Genomic DNA, 15,012 nt, shown 5'->3' with positions numbered 1-15,012 from the left:
GCCGACCTCGGCGCCGCTGCGAACCGGCCCGACGACGCCGCCCGCGACGACCGCGAGCATCTGCCCGCCGAGGCAGATGCCGAGGTATGGCACCTCGCGTGCGAGGCAGTCGGCGATGAGGGCGCGCACGCGAGGCAGCCAGACCGCGTCGTCGTCGTCGGTCGGGCCGGGCGTGCCGCCGAGCACGACGACGCCGTCGAAGCCTGCCGCCGACTCGGGCACCTCGCCCCCGGCCTCGGGACCGACGACGACCATGTCGACACCCGCAGCGGCGATGCGCTCCCCGACCAGGCCGATGCCGGCGTTCGACTCGTGCTCGACGATGAGTACTCGGGCCATTCAGAGCCTCCCGGCTTCGATGATCTTGTGCAGGAACGCCTGCGTGCGCGGTTCGGACGGGTCGGAGAAGATCTGCTCAGGAGTGCCCTGCTCGAGCACGACGCCCTCGTGCAGGAACGCGACCGAGTCGGCGACCTCGCGCGCGAACGACATCTCGTGTGTGGCCATCAGGATGGTGAGCCCGTCTGCGGCGAGGTCGCGCACGATGTTCAGCACCTCGGCGACCAGCTCGGGATCGAGTGCCGAGGTGATCTCGTCGAGCAGCAGCACCTCTGGGTTCATCGCGAGGGCGCGCACGATGGCGACGCGCTGCTGCTGGCCGCCCGAGAGCTGGTCGGGGTAGGCACCGGCCTTCTCATCGAGCCCGACTCGCGAAAGCAGCGCCAGCGCGTTGGCCTCGGCATCGGTGCGGTCGATGCCGAGCACCCGGATGGGCGCGAGAGTCACGTTCTCGAGCACACTCATGTGCGGGAACAGGTTGAAGCTCTGGAACACGATGCCGATACGACGACGCAGGGCGTTGAGGTCGACGCCCTCACCCGAAACGACGTCGCCGCCCAGCCGGATGTCACCCGATGAGATCGTCTCGAGACCGTTGACGCAGCGCAGCAGGGTGGACTTGCCGCACCCCGATGCCCCGATGAGGCAGACGACCTGGTGCTGTTCGACATGCAGGGTGATGCCCTTGAGCACCCGGTTCTCGCCGTACGACTTCTCGATGTCGTTGAGTTCGAGGAATGCCATGGTCTCAGCCCTTCGCCCGCTGCTTGCGCGCGTCGCGCTCGAGGAGCCGATCGACGAATCGCGTCTGCGGGATCGTGATGATGATGAACAGGATCGCGACGACCGTGACCGACGAGAGGTTGAAGTAGTTGCTCGAGTAGATCTTGGCCTGCGTGAACGCGTCGACGGTGCCGATCACGGTGACGAGTGCGGTGTCCTTCTGCAGGCCGATGAAGTCGTTCAGCAGGGGCGGTGTGACCCGGCGCACCGCCTGGGGCACGACGACGAAGCGCATGGTCTTGCCGTAGCTGAGGCCGAGCGACCGCGATGCGGCGACCTGCGACCAGTGCACACCGTCGATCCCCGAGCGGTAGACCTCGGCGACGTACGCGCCGTACGTCAGGGTGAGAGCGAGCACCGCGGCCCACAGCGGGCTCAGGTCGCTGAAGAACGGCACCTGTGCGAGCGGCAGCCCGAATCCGACGAGGTAGATGACGATGATCGACGGGATGGCGCGGAACGTGTCGACGTAGACGGTCGCGAGCCAGCGGATGGGCCTACCCGCGTCGCCCGGCAAGAGTCGTGCGAGGGCGATGACGAGGCCCCAGACGAGCACGAAGGCCTCGGCGAGCACGGCGATCTGCACGTTCTGCCAGAACGCGACGAGGATGTCGCCGAGACTCTGCGCCATGAAGGCCGTGTCGAAGAACGTGCTCTGCACGGCGTGGTCGTTCGCGAGCAGGAAGAGGGTGAACACCGCGATGACGAGCACGGGCAGGCAGTACCCCATCGCGAGCCACCCGGCGTGCGTCGCGCGGTAGCGCGCGGCGCGACCGACGACGACGTCATCGGCGGCGAAGGCGCGCAGGCATCGGCCGCGCTCGCGGAACCCTCGGGCAACGGGAACCAGGGTGAGCACGGCGAGCACGACGACCCCGATCGTCGCAGCGCCGAGCACGATGCGCCATGGCCCCGCCTCGGCGACCTCGATCGTGAGCCACGCGGCCCACGCGGCGATGCCGATCGTGAGCATGCTGAGCAGCAGCGCGGCGACCAGCACCGCGTTCGCATGCCCGGCGGGCGCCGGCCGCGCAGCCCTCACGGGCTGCACGGCCGGTTCGAGACGGGTGGTCATCCGACGCTCCACACGGGGATGGTGGCCGGGTCGACGCCGTAGGCGTCGGTGAGGTAGGCGGCGCTCAGCTGGTCGAGCGTGCCGTCGGCCTTCAGGTCGGCGAGTATCTGGTTGACGATCTCGGTGTTGGGCGAATCCTTCGGCAGCATCACGCCGTAGGCCTCGTCGGTCTCGATCTGGCCGACGACCTCGAGCTTGCCGCCCGACTTCACAGCCGCGCCGAGCACGATGCTGAGGTCCTGGATGCCGGCGTCGACGTTGCCTGCGGCGACGGCGGCCTGCATCTCGGGGTCGCCGGGGAAGACGGCCGGTTCGGTGCCGGGCTTGATCACGTCGTTCACGAGGATCTGCCCGACGGTGCCCTGCTTCACGCCGAGCTTGGAGTCGGCGAGGTTCGACTCGTCGACGTCGGCGCCCTTCTTGACGAGTACGCCCGCGGTCGACTGGAAGTACGGATCCGAGAAGTCCATGACCTCGCGGCGTTCGTCGGTGATCGTGATCTGGTTGAGCGACAGGTCCATGTCGCCGGCCTTGCCCGCGACGAGTCCATCGAACGACGACATCACGAGCTTGACGTTGTCGATGCCGGCACGGTGGGCGATGTTCACGAGCAGGCAGAAGTCGAAACCGCTGCGGATGTCTTCCACGGTGTCGCCGTTGTACCAGCCGGGGCTGGGCAGGTCGGCCTTCATGACGAGTTCGTTCTCGGTGAGGGTGTCGAGCGTGTACTCGCCCTTCTCGCCGGTGACCTCGCAGTCGCCGTACGAGGCGGGGAGCCCGTTCGCCTGCGGCTCGCTCGCCGCGGGCGCCGAGCATCCGGCGAGGATGAGCGCGGTAGCGGCGGCTGCGGCCATGACGGACGCGGCGCGGATGGGTGATTGCGTCATTGCAGTTGTCCTCTCGGGTGCGCCTAAAACGATTTAGGTTCGACCGGTAGTATTCGGCCTATGACGACGCGTGTCAAGGTGGGGATTCGAACGGTGGCCGCCGAGGCCGGGGTTTCCACCGCGACCGTGTCGCAGGTGTACAACAACAAGGGCGAGGTCGCCGAGGCGACACGGGCACGCGTGCTCGCCGTCGGAGCCCGCCTCGGCTACCGGCCCGATCGCATCGGCCAGGCCCTGCGTTCCGGCCGATCCCGGGTGATCGGAGTCGTCGTCAGCTACCGCGATTCGGCGGTCTGGGAGCAGACGTACATGCCCTACTACCGCAGCATCATCGCCGGGGCCGCCATCGAGGCGGTCGAGCACGGTTACTCGATCTCGGCGGCTCCGAGCTCACCATCGGGCGACCTCGAGACCCAGGTTCCGCTCGACGGGGTGATCGTCGTCGACCCGGTGCCCCACGATGCGATCGTCGAGCAGAGCCTTGCGAACGGACTGGCCGTCGTCACCGACGGCGGGTACGAGACGACGGATGCCGCAGCTCGCCTTCGCTCGGTGCGATCCGACATGGCGCAGAGCGTGCCGGCGATGCTCGACCACCTCGATGCGGCTTCGGGCGGCGGGCTGCGCCCCGCCCTGTTCATCGGACCCCGGCACGACAGCTACACCGACGACACGATCGCGGCCTACCGTCGCTGGTGCTCCGAACACGACGTACCCGAGGCGATCTCTGCGCTCGCGGTGGGCGAGACACCGGTCGACGCCGCCGGCCGGCTGCTCGACGGCGCCGGCGATCGCATCGATGCCGTGCACTGCCTCAACGAGACGTACAGCAGCGCACTGCTCGCTGCGGCGGCAGAGCGCGGCATCCGCGTGCCCGACGAGCTGCAGGTCTCGGTCGCAGGTGACGCCAGGGGCGTCGGCGTCGATCCGCGCATCAGCTACCTGCATCTCGATCCGGTGCATAGCGGGGCGCTGTGCGCGCGCACGCTCATCGCCATGCTCGAGGCGCGCGAGGTGCACGATGTCGTCGAGTCGGTCACGGTCGTGCCCGCCGGGGTCCACGTCGGAGGAGATGTGGGTGCACCTTGAAACGCCGCCGAACTGCGCGTACAATTTCTTGTACGTGAAAGGATCCCCAATGCGCACCATGACGTACTCGGAATCCCGTGCGAGGTATGCCGAAACCCTCTCGGCGGTGGTCGACGACCGAGAAGAGGTCATCATCACTCGTGCGGGGCACGAACCAGTGGTCATCGTCTCGCTCGACGACTACGAGTCCCTCAAAGAGACGGCTTACCTGCTGAAGAGTCCCGCGAACGCGCGCCGCCTCCTCGGATCGATCGAGCGCCTCGAGAGCGGCGAAGGCACGCAGCACGACCTTCACGAATGAAGTTCATCTGGGACGAGGACGCCTGGGACGACTACTGCTGGTGGCAGGCGCAAGACCGCAAGATCCTCAAACGTATCAATGCCCTGCTGAGTGATATCGCCCGTAACGGCAACGAAGGTATCGGCAAGCCCGAACCCCTCAAGCATGGATTCCACGGGTATTGGTCGCGTCGGATCACCGACGAGCACCGCCTGATCTACAAGGTCGAGCACGAAGAGATCCGCATTGCCGGCTGCCGATATCGCTACGGGCGCTGACTGAAGCCCCGGCGAGGGACGCCGGCATCGGCGCCATGAGTTCGGGGGTCGGCGGCGGTCACTAGGCTGCTCGGCATGGCCTACGACGTTGCGCACATCCGGTCCCTGTTTCCCTCACTCGAGAGCGGGTGGGCCCAGTTCGACGGCCCCGGCGGAACGCAGACGCCGCGAGCCGTGGGCGAGGCCGTGGCATCCGTGCTCACCGGGCCGCTCTCGAACCGCGGCACGACGGGCGAATCCGAGGAGCGCGCCGAGGCCGCCGTGCACGGGTTCCGCCTGGCGATGGCCGACCTCGTCAACGGGCACCCGCGGGGCATCGTGCACGGGCGCAGCGCCACGCAGCTCACCTACGACTTCTCGCGCATGCTGTCGCGGGGCTGGGGCGAACGCGACGAGGTCGTCGTCACGCGGCTCGACCACGACTCGAACGTGCGGCCGTGGGTGCAGGCCGCCGAGCGCGTCGGTGCCACGGTGCGGTGGGTCGACTTCGACCCCGAGACCGGCGAGCTCGCGACCGGCGCCGTCGAGGCCGCGCTCACCGACCGCACCCGGCTCGTCGCCGTGACCGCGGCGTCGAACCTCATCGGCACGATGCCCGACATCCCCGCGATCGCCGCCGCGACGCACGCGGTCGGCGCGCTGCTCTACGTCGACGGGGTGCATTACACCGCGCATGAACTGCCCGACGTGGCCGCGCTCGGCGCCGACTTCTTCACGTGCTCGCCCTACAAGTTCCTCGGCCCGCACTGCGGAGTGCTCGCCGCGGCGCCCGAGTTGCTCGAGACGCTCATGCCCGACAAGCTGCTGCCGGCGACGAACGCCGTGCCCGAGCGGTTCGAGTTCGGCACGCTGCCGTACGAATTGCTGGCCGGCGTCACCGCGGCCGTCGACGTGCTCGCCGGGCTCGCGTCTGCCGGCGCAGCGACGGGCGAGTCGGATGTCCCGCGCTCGCGCCGCACGCGGCTCTCCGCCTCGTACGCGGCACTGCACGAGCACGAAGACGTGCTGCGCGCGCGCATCGAGGCGGGCCTTGGCGAGCTGCCCGGCGCGACCATCTGGTCACGCGCCGCACGCCGAACACCGACGTTGCTCACGACGTTCGCCGGCCACGAGGCATCCGATATCACCAAGCGGCTCGCCGAAGGCAGGGTGCTCGCGCCGAGCGGCAACTTCTACGCGCTCGAGGCGGCTCGCCGTCTCGGGCTCGCCGACGCCGGCGGCCTACGCATCGGGCTCGCGCCCTACACCGACGCCGACGAGGTCGACCGTCTGCTCGACGGGCTGGCGACCGCGATCAGCTGAACGATCGCGCTCGGCTCGCGCCGAGCGCAATGCGTCGATCGGTCAGCCGGTTGCCAGTCTCGGGCAGTGCTTGAACGCCGGGAAGCTCGGGTCGGGCTCGATCAGTTCGAGGTAGATCGGCACGGAGGGGTCGATGACGACGAACACACCGGTTCCGACCACCTTGGAGTTCGGATTGTCGTAGTTGAACTCGATGAGCAACCCGGGCCCTGCATCACCGGTGAACGGGACGAGGTCCTCGGAGATGAAACCGGACGCGAAGAGCGGCTTCGCGAAATTGTCGGCGTTGCTGCGCCCGGTGATGCCGGGCGGGGCGAGTTCTTCCTGACCGGAGCACCACTGGCCCACGATCTCGTGCACGGTGGCCGATGCCGGTGCCGCCTGAACGAATACGATGCCCACTGTCGCGGCCATCACGATCAGTGCACGTGTGACGAAGCGCTTTTTCATCAGATCCCCTTACCGAATGAAGTAGCCCCCGAACACCACAGCTCGTATTCGACGCGAGTCTCCGCGCTGCAGTCCGCGAACCTGACGTTATCTCATGTTCATACAGGGCGTCAATCGGCGAACTCCGCGGCCGGTGAGTTCGACCGGGCGCCTCACATCTGCGCCCGCGGGTATCGGACCTCACCCGGCGGCGAGCGCCGGTGGGGTCGCCGGCGCCCCCTACGTTGGAACCATGACCGTTGCTGAGAACGCCGCCCGACTCCGCCACCTGCACACCGCACCCGAGCTCCTCCAGGTGGTGAACGTGTGGGACGTCGTCAGCGCGACGGCCGTCGCCGGCCTGCCCGGCACTCGGGCGATCGCGACCGCGAGCCACTCGATCGCCGCGTCGTTCGGCTACGCAGACGGCGAGCAGATCCCGGCCGATCTGATGCTCGACATGTGCGGTCGCATCGCGCGCGCGGTCGACGTGCCCGTCACCGCCGACCTCGAGGCCGGCTACGGCGACGCGGGCGAGACGATCCGCCGCGCGATCGGCGAGGGCATCGCCGGCGCGAACCTCGAAGACCAGCTGAAGCCGCTCGCCGACTCGGTCGCCGCGGTCTCCGCCGCGCTCTCAGCTGCCGAAGCCGAGGGCGTGCCGTTCGCACTCAATGCGCGCACCGACGCGTGGCTGCGCGGCAAGGAGCGGCCTCGCGAAGTCTGGGTCGCCGACGCCATCGAGCGCGGCCGGGCGTACCTCGACGCCGGCGCGACCTGCGTGTTCGTGCCGGGAAACTTCGGCGACGACGTCGTGGCCGAGCTCGTCGACGGCATCGGCGAGCGCCGGGTGAGCCTCATCGGACTGCCCGACGTCCCTGCGCCGGCCCGACTCGAGCAGCTCGGCGTCGCACGGCTCTCGTACGGCCCCTACCCCCAGCGGGTCGTGCTCGGCGCCCTGCAGGACCTCGCGAGCGACCTGCACGGCGGGGGCGTGCTGCCCAACGGCGTCCGCTCGCTCAACTGAGGAGGCTGCGAGTCGTCAGCGCTCAGCCGCGATCAAGAGTTGCAGACCGAGCCGGAACACGTCGCTCTCGGTATTCGTGAGCACGATCGCGGCGATGTCACTGTCGCGGTTGATGATCAGGGCTGCACCGAATCCGCCGGTCTGGCCGGGGTGGTGCGTGATGGTCCTCGGACGGATCTGCTCGATGAACCAGAAGTATCCGATCTGCGTCCTCGGATTCATGGCCTCGGCGACCGGGTCGAGCGCCGGGCTGCGCTCGAGGTCGCCGTCGAGCACGGCTTGGGCGAGGGCGATGAGATCGCCGAGCGTGGCGTGCACCCCACCGGCCGGCGAGAACGCACCGATCGACCACGGTTCGACCGGCTCTCCCCGATTGTTGAATCCCCCGGCGTGGGTCTCGGGCACCTGGCCCGGCTGCTCGACCAAGACGGCGTGCACCATGCCGAGCGGGTCGAGCACGCGCTGCTGCAGCAACTCGGGATACTCGATGCCAGCCGCGGACGCCAGGGCTTGCCCGAGCAGCGCGGCACCGACATTGCTGTACTCGAACTCCGATTCGGGAGCCGCTTCAGCTCCGCGGGCGAGTTCGATCAGTTCCGCGAGATCGTCGTCCAGCGGATCCTCGCGCGCGGCGTACGCCTGCTCGAAATCCTCCGACCACCCCGGGTCTTCCGAGAAGTGCGGAAGACCGGCGTGATGCGTCGCAAGCTGCGTGAGCGTGACCGACGCGACGGGCGCGTCGCCGAGGTCGAGGTGCTCGCCGAGCATGTCGTCGGGTGACACCTCACCGCGCTCGATTGCGATCGCGAAGAGCTCGCCGGTCAGCACTTTCGTGATCGAACCGATCTCGAACGCCGTGTCCTCGCCGGCGCCGACGAAGGCGGTGCGCACGTCGTCTCCGTGGATGACCGCGATCGCCGCGCGCTCGTAGTCCTCGGCGAAGGTCGATCCGATCTCGGTGACGATGTCGGCATCGCCCGCCACGCGACCGGCCTCGGCTGGTGCGGCGACACACCCCGCGAGTGGCGCGACGGCGATCATGATCGAGAGGAGCGATATGCCGCGCCACGCGGCGCGCGATGCGGCCATGCTCGGATCTTACTCCTGAGGAATCCTCGCGCATTTGCCGTGATGCGAATCCCCCGCGCGACGGATGACCCGGATGCGACTCGCTCGCTAGGGTGAGCGTGTGGCGGCTGCGGTCGCCACGGGCTGTGCGGGGGCGCGGCCCAGCGCCTGAGCCGGTCGGAGGGCGTCCGAGTCCGCCCCCGGCGTGAGGAGAGCGCATGGCAGCCGGCATCCCCATCGAGATCTCGGGGCTCACCAAGCAATTCGGGGCGGTCACGGCCGTCGACGATCTCAGCTTCACCGTCGAACCGGGTCGCGTCACCGGGTTCCTCGGGCCGAACGGCGCCGGCAAGACCACCACCCTGAGGGTGCTGCTCGGGCTCGTTCGGGCGACCGCCGGCACCGCCACGTTCGACGGCAAGACCTATCACGACCTCGAACGCCCCCTCGAGACCGTGGGCGCGGCGCTCGAGGCCGACTTCCATCCGGGCCGCACCGCCCGCAACCACCTCAAGGTCGCGGCCACGGCCGCCGGGCTGCCCGCGGGACGCGTCGCGGCGGTGCTCGACCAGGTCGGCATGACCGAGCACGCCGACCGTCGCGTGGGCGGCTACTCGCTCGGCATGCGCCAGCGGCTCGCCCTCGCCTACACGCTGCTCGGCGATCCCGGCGTGTTCGTGCTCGACGAGCCCATCAACGGACTCGACCCCGAGGGCATCAAGTGGATCCGCGGGTTCCTGCAGGCGCTCGCCCGTGAGGGTCGTACCGTGCTCGTCTCGTCGCACCTGCTGAGCGAGGTGTCGCAGACCGTCGACGAGGTCGTCATCATCTCGAAGGGGCGGCTCATGAAGAGCGGCACGCTCGCGAGCCTCGAGCTCGACGCGGCACCGCGCACCGTCGCCGACTCGCCCGACCGCCCGGCGCTCGCGGCCGCACTGGATGCCGCGGGGTTCGCGTACACCGAGGGCCGCAGCGGCTTCATCGTCGACAACCCCGACCCGGGGGCGGTCGGACATGCCGCGTTCGTCGGCGGTGCTGAACTGAGCGCCCTGCATCGGTTGAAGTCGGGTCTCGAAGAATCATTCCTCACACTCGTGAACGGGGGTGAGCACGAATGAACGCGGTGCACGCACTCGGCTCCGAGTTCCAGAAGGTGTTCACCACGCGCATGTGGTGGCTCATCGCGATTCTGCTCGTCGCGTACGTCGCGTTCCTCGCGGGCGGCTTCGGCGCCTTCCTCGGCTGGACCATCGAGAACCCCGATGCGGCCGCGAACACCGGCAACAACACGCAGCTGCCACCCGGAATGAGGCTCGCGCCGCTGCTCTACAGCTTCGCGTCGTCGATCGGCTATGTCTTCCCAGTGCTGCTCGGGGCGCTCGCGGTGACGAGCGAGTTCCGGCACAAGACGCTCACGCCGACGTTTCTTGCCGAGCCGCACCGGTCGACCGTTCTCGGAGCCAAGTTCGTTTCGCAGCTCATCGCGGGGGCCGGGCTCGGCGTGATCGCGTTCGCCACGTCGGTGGCAACGGGCGCCGCCGCGCTCGCCGCGTTCGGCCTCGACACCGAGCTCGACGTGAGCGACACGTGGGCGCTCATCGGTCGCGGTGTGCTGGCGATGGCGTTGTGGGGAACGATCGGCGTGGGTCTGGGCACCCTCGTCACCAATCAGGTCGCGGCGATCGTCATCCTGATCGCGTTCACCCAGTTCGTCGAGCCGATCCTGCGCCTCGCGGCGTCGCTCAACGAGGTGACGGCGCAGGTCGGGCAGTTCCTGCCGGGCGCCGCGAGCGATGCCCTCGTCGGGGCATCCTTCTACAGCATCGCCGCCGTAGGGTCGTCCGAATCGCTGGATTGGTGGCAGGGCGGGCTCGTGCTGCTGGCCATCGGCGTGATCGCGACCATCATCGGAGGGGCGACGACCTGGCGCAGGGACGTGACGTAGCGGTGGACGTGGCGACCTTGCGCGACCTGCGCCTTCGGGTGCAGGGCCTGCGCGCGCCGTTCGACGCGTCAGCGTCCGACGTCGTGCGCCGGTTCGTCGCGGTGCAGGCGCAGGAGTTCGTGCCCTCCCAGTGGGGGCTCGCCGCGCGCGTGCCGCACGACCGGCGTCCGGGCGCGGCATCCGTCGCCGCCGCGATCGACGATGGAGAGATCCTGCGCACGCACGTGCTGCGCCCGACGTGGCACTTCCTGCACCGCGACGACGCGCGCTGGGTGCTCGAGCTGTCGGCCGAACGCGTGCACCGCGCGAACGCGATGTACTACCGGCAAACGGGTCTCGAAGGGGCGGATGTCGCGCGCGCGATGGATCTCGTCGCCGCCGTGCTCGAGGGCGGGCACCGCACCCGTGCCGAGATCACGGCGGCACTCGAGGGCGGCGGCCTGCCCAAGGCGGGGCTCGGCTTCACCTACGTCATGCTGCACGCCGAACTCGAGCGTGTCGCCATCAGCGGCGCGAACGTGGGCAAGCAGCGCACCTACGCCGCCTTCGACGAGCGCGTTCCGCCCGCGCCGCCGAAGCCGCGCGACGAGGCCCTCGCCGAACTCGCGGCGCGTTACCTCGCCGCGCGCGGGCCGGCGACCGACCGTGACTTCGCGGCGTGGTCGGGGTTCACGCTCGGCGACACCCGGCAGGCGTTCGCCGACGCGGCCGACCGGGCCGGCGCCCACGGCGGTCGCATCGAGCATGTCGACGTCGACGGCGTGACGCACCGGCTCGACGCCGAGGCCGTGGCCGCGGCATCCGATCGCTCGAATGTCGGCGACGGCGCGCAGGCGACCGGCGTCGACCTGCTGCAGGCGTACGACGAGTACATAATGGGCTACGCAGCGCCGCGGGCGTACCTGCTGCCCGACGGGCTCGACGCGGTGCACGCCGAGTTCCCGCTGCACGCGCTCATGATCGACGGCGTCATGAGCGGGCGCTGGGCGCCCGTCGTCGAGGCGAAGCGCGTGCGGGTTCGGCTCGTGCCGTGGCGCGGGTTCACCGCGCGCGAGCAACGCGGAGTCGCGGCTTCGGTCGCCGAGCTCGAGGCGTTCTTCGGACTGCCCGCCGCGGTCGAGGTCGAGCGCGACTGAGTGCGGTCGGGCCGCGGCGACCCGCCGTCAGCCGCCGAGGGCTCCGCGGATCGTGGCGGCCGAGCGCTGCAGTCGAACCGCGACCTCAGCGGGATCGTGCCGCGGACCGATGTAGACGACGGCGATCGCGGCCGGACGCCCGCCGTGCAGCGACAGCGGCACCGCGACCGACTGCACGCTCGGGATCACCTCGTCGTGACTCGTCGCATACCCGCGGGCCCGCGTTTCGACGGTTTCGGCGCGCAGGCGGTCTGAGACGCCATCGGGCCAGTCGGACTCGGGCAGCATCGACAGGATCACCTTTCCGGGCGCGCCGACCGTGACCGGGTGCCGCGAGCCGGGGCGCTGCACCATCGACGCGACCGCATGACGCGGTTCGACGCTCGCGAGCGTGATGCACTCGGCCTGGTCGAGCACGGCGATGAAGCTCGTGATGCCGAGCTCGTTCGCAATGGCGGTGAGCTCGGGCAGCGCCTCGGCCTGCAGGTCACGAGAGACGTTCGCGGCGAGCGCCGCCATGCGCGCACCGAGCGCGATGCGCGCGGCCGAGTCGCGAACGACCAGGCCGTGGTCTTCGAGCGTGCGCACCAGGCGGTACGCGATCGAGCGATGCACGCCGAGCGCGGTCGACACCTCGTCGGTGGTGAGCGGCCCGGGCGCGTCGGCGAGGACCTCGAGAACGCGGATGCCGCGACTCAGGGTCTGCGACGCGGGCGCCGCCCGACCGCCGTCGGTCGCGGGTCGTGCGTCGGAGACCATGTCGTCCTCTCAGGCGATCGCGCGTGGGTGCACAGGCGCATGTTTGCGCAGCCGCATGCCATGCATTAGCATGCCTTCATTCCATAATGGATACAAGAGTTCTAATATAGAGCGCTTGCTTCTCCGGCACAAGACCTCGACATTGCAGTCCGAGGAAGGGATCGACGACGATGCAGTTCCACCACCACGGCTACGTGTCCGGAGACCCGCGCATCCTGCCCGCGTCGGGTACCGGTCTCGACCGTCCGGCCGACCTTCCCGACCAGATCGACGTGCTCATCGTCGGCTCCGGTCCCGCCGGCATGCTCCTGGCGGCGCAGATGTCGCAGTACCCGTCGGTGACGACCCGTCTCGTCGAGCGCCGGGCCGGCCGGCTCGCCATCGGCCAGGCCGACGGCATCCAGGCTCGCAGTGTCGAGACGTTCCAGGCGTTCGGCTTCGCCGAGCGCATCGTCGCCGAGGCGTTCCAGCTACGGGCCATGCACTTCTGGACTCCCGATGCCGACGACCCCTCGAAGATCGTCCGCACCTCGCGCGCCGAAGACGACCCGCACCACGTGAGCGAGTTCCCGCACATGATCGTGAACCAGGCCCGCGTGCTCGACTACTTCGCCGAAGCCGCGGCGCATGGGCCGGCTCGGGTAACGCCCGACTACGGCTGGGAGTTCGTCACGCTCGAGGTCGACGACGAGGGCGAGTTCCCGGTGCGCGTGACGCTGAAGCGCAGCGCCGGCGACTACGAGGGCGACGAGCGCGTCGTTCGCGCGAAGTACGTCGTCGGCTGCGACGGCGCCCGCAGCGCGGTGCGCGAGTCGATCGGGTGCAAACACGTCGGCGACGTCTCGGCCCACGCGTGGGGCGTCATGGACGTGCTCGCCGTCACCGACTTCCCCGACATCCGCACCAAGTGCGCGATCCAGTCGCATGAAGAGGGCAGCATCCTGCTCATCCCCCGCGAGGGCGGGTACCTCTTCCGCATGTACGTCGACCTCGGCGAGGTGCCCGCAGACGACCACGGCAAGATCCGCCAGACGCCCCTCGACGAGATCATCGCGAAGGCGAACCGCATCCTCAGCCCCTACACGCTCGACGTGCGCAACGTCGCGTGGCACAGCGTCTACGAGGTCGGGCATCGGGTCACCGACCGGTTCGACGACGTTCCGGTCGAGCTCATCGGCCAGCGCGACCCGCGCGTGTTCATCGCGGGCGACGCCTGCCACACGCACAGCGCCAAGGCCGGCCAGGGCATGAACGTCTCGATGCAAGACGGCTTCAACCTCGGCTGGAAGCTCGGCCAGGTGCTCGAGGGCCGTAGCCCCGCGTCGCTGCTCGCCACCTACTCGGGTGAGCGCCAGGTCATCGCGCAGAACCTCATCGACTTCGACAAGGAATGGTCGACGCTGATGGCCAAGAAGCCCGAAGAGTTCGACAGCCCCACGGCGCTCGCCGAGTTCTACACGGCCACGGCTGAGTTCCCGGCGGGGTTCATGACGCAGTACACGCCGTCGACCATCACGGGAGAGGCGACTCATCAGGAGCTCGCGGCGGGTTTCCCGATCGGCAAGCGCTTCAAGTCGGCCGGGGTCACGCGCGTCGCCGATGCGGTCGAGATGCACCTCGGTCACCACCACCGGGCCGACGGTCGCTGGCGCATCTACGCCTTCGCCGACGCCCCGGCGGCGGGCGAGGCATCCGCCCTGACAAACTGGGCCGAGTGGATGGCGACGTCCGCCGACTCGCCGGTCGCACGGTTCACGCCCGCCGGCGCCGACATCGACAGCGTCTTCGACGTGAAGGTCGTGTACCAGCAGCGCTACGAAGACGTCGAGATCGGCCGCGTGCCCGACGTCTTCCTCCCGCGCGTGGGGCCGTTCCAGCTGATCGACTACGAGAAGGTCTATGCCGTCGACCCCAAGACCGACGACTTCTTCGAGGCCCGCGGCATCGATCGCGGCGGCGCCCTCGTCGTCGTTCGGCCCGACCAGTACGTCGCCCACGTGCTGCCGCTGACGGCACGAGGTGAGCTCACGGAGTTCTTCGCGGGCAACATGCTGTCGCAGCAGCCCGCGCCGGCCCTGCAGCCCACGGCGTAGGCGGCGGGGCGGTACGCGCAACGGCGGTACGATCGCGGCATGGCCGTCATCGCGAGCATCGTCGTCGCCCTCGCCGCGCTGCTGCACGGCTACATCTTCCTCATGGAGAGCGTGTGGTGGACCCGCCCCGCCACGTGGAAGCGGTTCGGCGTCGCCGACCAGGCTGCCGCCGACACCACCCGGCCGATGGCGTACAACCAGGGGTTCTACAACCTGTTCCTCGGCCTCGGCGCGGCGCTCGGCCTCGTGCTGTACTGGGCCGGCGCGATCGATGCGGGCAAGGCCCTCGTGCTGTTCACGATGGCGTGCATGGTGCTCGCAGCGCTCGTGCTCACGACGACCGGGCGGGGGTACCTGCGGGCCGCGCTCATCCAGGGCACGCTGCCGCTGATCGGGTTCGTGTTGTTCGCCTTGGCCTGAGCGCGGGTCGCCGGTCGAGTCGCGAGCGCCGGCGAGCGTATCGAGCGTGGGAGGCGCTTCGCGTCGTCGGGGGTGGGGCGAATGCTTCTTGTGGTTGCGTTC

The 15,012-nt window shown here is 69.4% G+C and carries 17 protein-coding genes; 10 read left to right on the top strand and 7 right to left on the bottom strand.

Going from position 1 to position 15,012, the window contains the following annotated elements:
* From ABD164_RS05200 to ABD164_RS05185, 4 genes are all read right to left on the bottom strand, one after another.
* Positions 1–339, bottom strand: a 339-nt coding sequence (locus tag ABD164_RS05200; RefSeq protein WP_344294150.1) for a glutamine amidotransferase-related protein, incomplete at its 3' end; no start/stop codon positions are given.
* On the bottom strand, positions 340–1,083 hold the full coding sequence (locus ABD164_RS05195; protein ID WP_344294148.1) for an amino acid ABC transporter ATP-binding protein: 744 nt from the start codon (positions 1,081–1,083) through the stop codon (positions 340–342).
* A 4-nt stretch (positions 1,084–1,087) separates the two neighbouring features.
* Positions 1,088–2,197 (bottom strand): amino acid ABC transporter permease, encoded by a 1,110-nt coding sequence (locus ABD164_RS05190; RefSeq protein WP_344294145.1) that lies wholly within the window; start codon positions 2,195–2,197, stop codon positions 1,088–1,090.
* A complete protein-coding gene (locus ABD164_RS05185; protein ID WP_344294143.1) occupies positions 2,194–3,084 on the bottom strand; it encodes an ABC transporter substrate-binding protein in 891 nt (296 codons plus the stop codon). The genes ABD164_RS05190 and ABD164_RS05185 overlap by 4 nt, the downstream gene beginning before the upstream one ends.
* 60 nt (positions 3,085–3,144) lie before the next feature.
* Between ABD164_RS05185 and ABD164_RS05180 the strand changes: the two genes are divergently transcribed.
* From ABD164_RS05180 to ABD164_RS05165, 4 genes are all read left to right on the top strand, one after another.
* Positions 3,145–4,173, top strand: a complete 1,029-nt coding sequence (locus ABD164_RS05180) for a LacI family DNA-binding transcriptional regulator (protein ID WP_344294141.1) — start codon at positions 3,145–3,147, stop codon at positions 4,171–4,173.
* A gap of 49 nt (positions 4,174–4,222) precedes the next feature.
* Complete coding sequence (locus ABD164_RS05175) at positions 4,223–4,474, top strand: type II toxin-antitoxin system Phd/YefM family antitoxin (RefSeq protein ID WP_344294138.1); 252 nt, start codon at positions 4,223–4,225, stop codon at positions 4,472–4,474.
* On the top strand, positions 4,471–4,731 hold the full coding sequence (locus ABD164_RS05170; RefSeq protein WP_344294136.1) for a Txe/YoeB family addiction module toxin: 261 nt from the start codon (positions 4,471–4,473) through the stop codon (positions 4,729–4,731). The genes ABD164_RS05175 and ABD164_RS05170 overlap by 4 nt, the downstream gene beginning before the upstream one ends.
* A gap of 75 nt (positions 4,732–4,806) precedes the next feature.
* Entirely contained in the window at positions 4,807–6,033 is a 1,227-nt protein-coding gene (locus tag ABD164_RS05165; RefSeq protein ID WP_344294133.1) for a cysteine desulfurase-like protein, read from the top strand.
* Positions 6,034–6,075: 42 nt separating this feature from the next.
* Here the strand turns inward: ABD164_RS05165 and ABD164_RS05160 are convergent, their stop codons facing one another.
* Positions 6,076–6,483 (bottom strand): hypothetical protein, encoded by a 408-nt coding sequence (locus tag ABD164_RS05160; protein WP_344294130.1) that lies wholly within the window; start codon positions 6,481–6,483, stop codon positions 6,076–6,078.
* Between the two features lie 232 nt (positions 6,484–6,715).
* Here ABD164_RS05160 and ABD164_RS05155 point away from each other — a divergent pair, with 232 nt between their 5' ends.
* Positions 6,716–7,489: an isocitrate lyase/PEP mutase family protein gene (locus tag ABD164_RS05155; protein ID WP_344294128.1), complete on the top strand. Its 774-nt coding sequence runs from the start codon at positions 6,716–6,718 to the stop codon at positions 7,487–7,489.
* 15 nt (positions 7,490–7,504) lie between these two features.
* On the opposite strand, the gene ABD164_RS05150 is transcribed toward ABD164_RS05155, so the two are convergent.
* Complete coding sequence (locus tag ABD164_RS05150; RefSeq protein WP_344294126.1) at positions 7,505–8,578, bottom strand: serine hydrolase domain-containing protein; 1,074 nt, start codon at positions 8,576–8,578, stop codon at positions 7,505–7,507.
* Between the two features lie 197 nt (positions 8,579–8,775).
* Here ABD164_RS05150 and ABD164_RS05145 point away from each other — a divergent pair, with 197 nt between their 5' ends.
* From ABD164_RS05145 to ABD164_RS05135, 3 genes are read left to right on the top strand one after another with little or no spacing between them, the layout of a single operon-like run.
* Complete coding sequence (locus ABD164_RS05145) at positions 8,776–9,675, top strand: ATP-binding cassette domain-containing protein (protein WP_344294124.1); 900 nt, start codon at positions 8,776–8,778, stop codon at positions 9,673–9,675.
* Positions 9,672–10,502 (top strand): ABC transporter permease, encoded by an 831-nt coding sequence (locus ABD164_RS05140; protein ID WP_344294122.1) that lies wholly within the window; start codon positions 9,672–9,674, stop codon positions 10,500–10,502. The genes ABD164_RS05145 and ABD164_RS05140 overlap by 4 nt, the downstream gene beginning before the upstream one ends.
* An 8-nt stretch (positions 10,503–10,510) precedes the next feature.
* On the top strand, positions 10,511–11,638 hold the full coding sequence (locus tag ABD164_RS05135; protein ID WP_344294120.1) for a winged helix DNA-binding domain-containing protein: 1,128 nt from the start codon (positions 10,511–10,513) through the stop codon (positions 11,636–11,638).
* A 27-nt stretch (positions 11,639–11,665) separates the two neighbouring features.
* Here the strand turns inward: ABD164_RS05135 and ABD164_RS05130 are convergent, their stop codons facing one another.
* The gene (locus ABD164_RS05130) at positions 11,666–12,397 is read right to left on the bottom strand and encodes an IclR family transcriptional regulator (RefSeq protein ID WP_344294118.1); all 732 of its coding nucleotides are present in this window, start codon (positions 12,395–12,397) and stop codon (positions 11,666–11,668) included.
* 170 nt (positions 12,398–12,567) lie between these two features.
* Here ABD164_RS05130 and ABD164_RS05125 point away from each other — a divergent pair, with 170 nt between their 5' ends.
* Positions 12,568–14,490 (top strand): FAD-binding monooxygenase, encoded by a 1,923-nt coding sequence (locus ABD164_RS05125; RefSeq protein WP_344294116.1) that lies wholly within the window; start codon positions 12,568–12,570, stop codon positions 14,488–14,490.
* 39 nt (positions 14,491–14,529) lie between these two features.
* The gene (locus ABD164_RS05120; RefSeq protein WP_344294114.1) at positions 14,530–14,910 is read left to right on the top strand and encodes a DUF1304 domain-containing protein; all 381 of its coding nucleotides are present in this window, start codon (positions 14,530–14,532) and stop codon (positions 14,908–14,910) included.
* The last annotated feature ends 102 nt before the right edge of the window (positions 14,911–15,012 follow it).

Source organism: Agromyces neolithicus, assembly GCF_039529735.1.
In the GTDB taxonomy this organism is placed as follows: Bacteria; Actinomycetota; Actinomycetes; order Actinomycetales; family Microbacteriaceae; genus Agromyces; species Agromyces neolithicus.
Note: the sequence above shows the minus strand (reverse complement) of the source record. Positions and strands in the feature narration are given on the sequence as shown.

Bases quoted from the DNA above. Each gene is read 5' to 3' on its own strand.
- ABD164_RS05195 (WP_344294148.1), bottom strand. From the start codon at position 1,083: ATGGCATTCCTCGAACTCAACGACATCGAGAAGTCGTACGGCGAGAAC.
- ABD164_RS05190 (WP_344294145.1), bottom strand. From the start codon at position 2,197: ATGACCACCCGTCTCGAACCGGCCGTGCAGCCCGTGAGGGCTGCGCGG.
- ABD164_RS05185 (WP_344294143.1), bottom strand. From the start codon at position 3,084: ATGACGCAATCACCCATCCGCGCCGCGTCCGTCATGGCCGCAGCCGCC.
- ABD164_RS05180 (WP_344294141.1), top strand. From the start codon at position 3,145: ATGACGACGCGTGTCAAGGTGGGGATTCGAACGGTGGCCGCCGAGGCC.
- ABD164_RS05175 (WP_344294138.1), top strand. From the start codon at position 4,223: ATGCGCACCATGACGTACTCGGAATCCCGTGCGAGGTATGCCGAAACC.
- ABD164_RS05170 (WP_344294136.1), top strand. From the start codon at position 4,471: ATGAAGTTCATCTGGGACGAGGACGCCTGGGACGACTACTGCTGGTGG.
- ABD164_RS05165 (WP_344294133.1), top strand. From the start codon at position 4,807: ATGGCCTACGACGTTGCGCACATCCGGTCCCTGTTTCCCTCACTCGAG.
- ABD164_RS05160 (WP_344294130.1), bottom strand. From the start codon at position 6,483: ATGAAAAAGCGCTTCGTCACACGTGCACTGATCGTGATGGCCGCGACA.
- ABD164_RS05155 (WP_344294128.1), top strand. From the start codon at position 6,716: ATGACCGTTGCTGAGAACGCCGCCCGACTCCGCCACCTGCACACCGCA.
- ABD164_RS05150 (WP_344294126.1), bottom strand. From the start codon at position 8,578: ATGGCCGCATCGCGCGCCGCGTGGCGCGGCATATCGCTCCTCTCGATC.
- ABD164_RS05145 (WP_344294124.1), top strand. From the start codon at position 8,776: ATGGCAGCCGGCATCCCCATCGAGATCTCGGGGCTCACCAAGCAATTC.
- ABD164_RS05140 (WP_344294122.1), top strand. From the start codon at position 9,672: ATGAACGCGGTGCACGCACTCGGCTCCGAGTTCCAGAAGGTGTTCACC.
- ABD164_RS05130 (WP_344294118.1), bottom strand. From the start codon at position 12,397: ATGGTCTCCGACGCACGACCCGCGACCGACGGCGGTCGGGCGGCGCCC.
- ABD164_RS05125 (WP_344294116.1), top strand. From the start codon at position 12,568: ATGCAGTTCCACCACCACGGCTACGTGTCCGGAGACCCGCGCATCCTG.
- ABD164_RS05120 (WP_344294114.1), top strand. From the start codon at position 14,530: ATGGCCGTCATCGCGAGCATCGTCGTCGCCCTCGCCGCGCTGCTGCAC.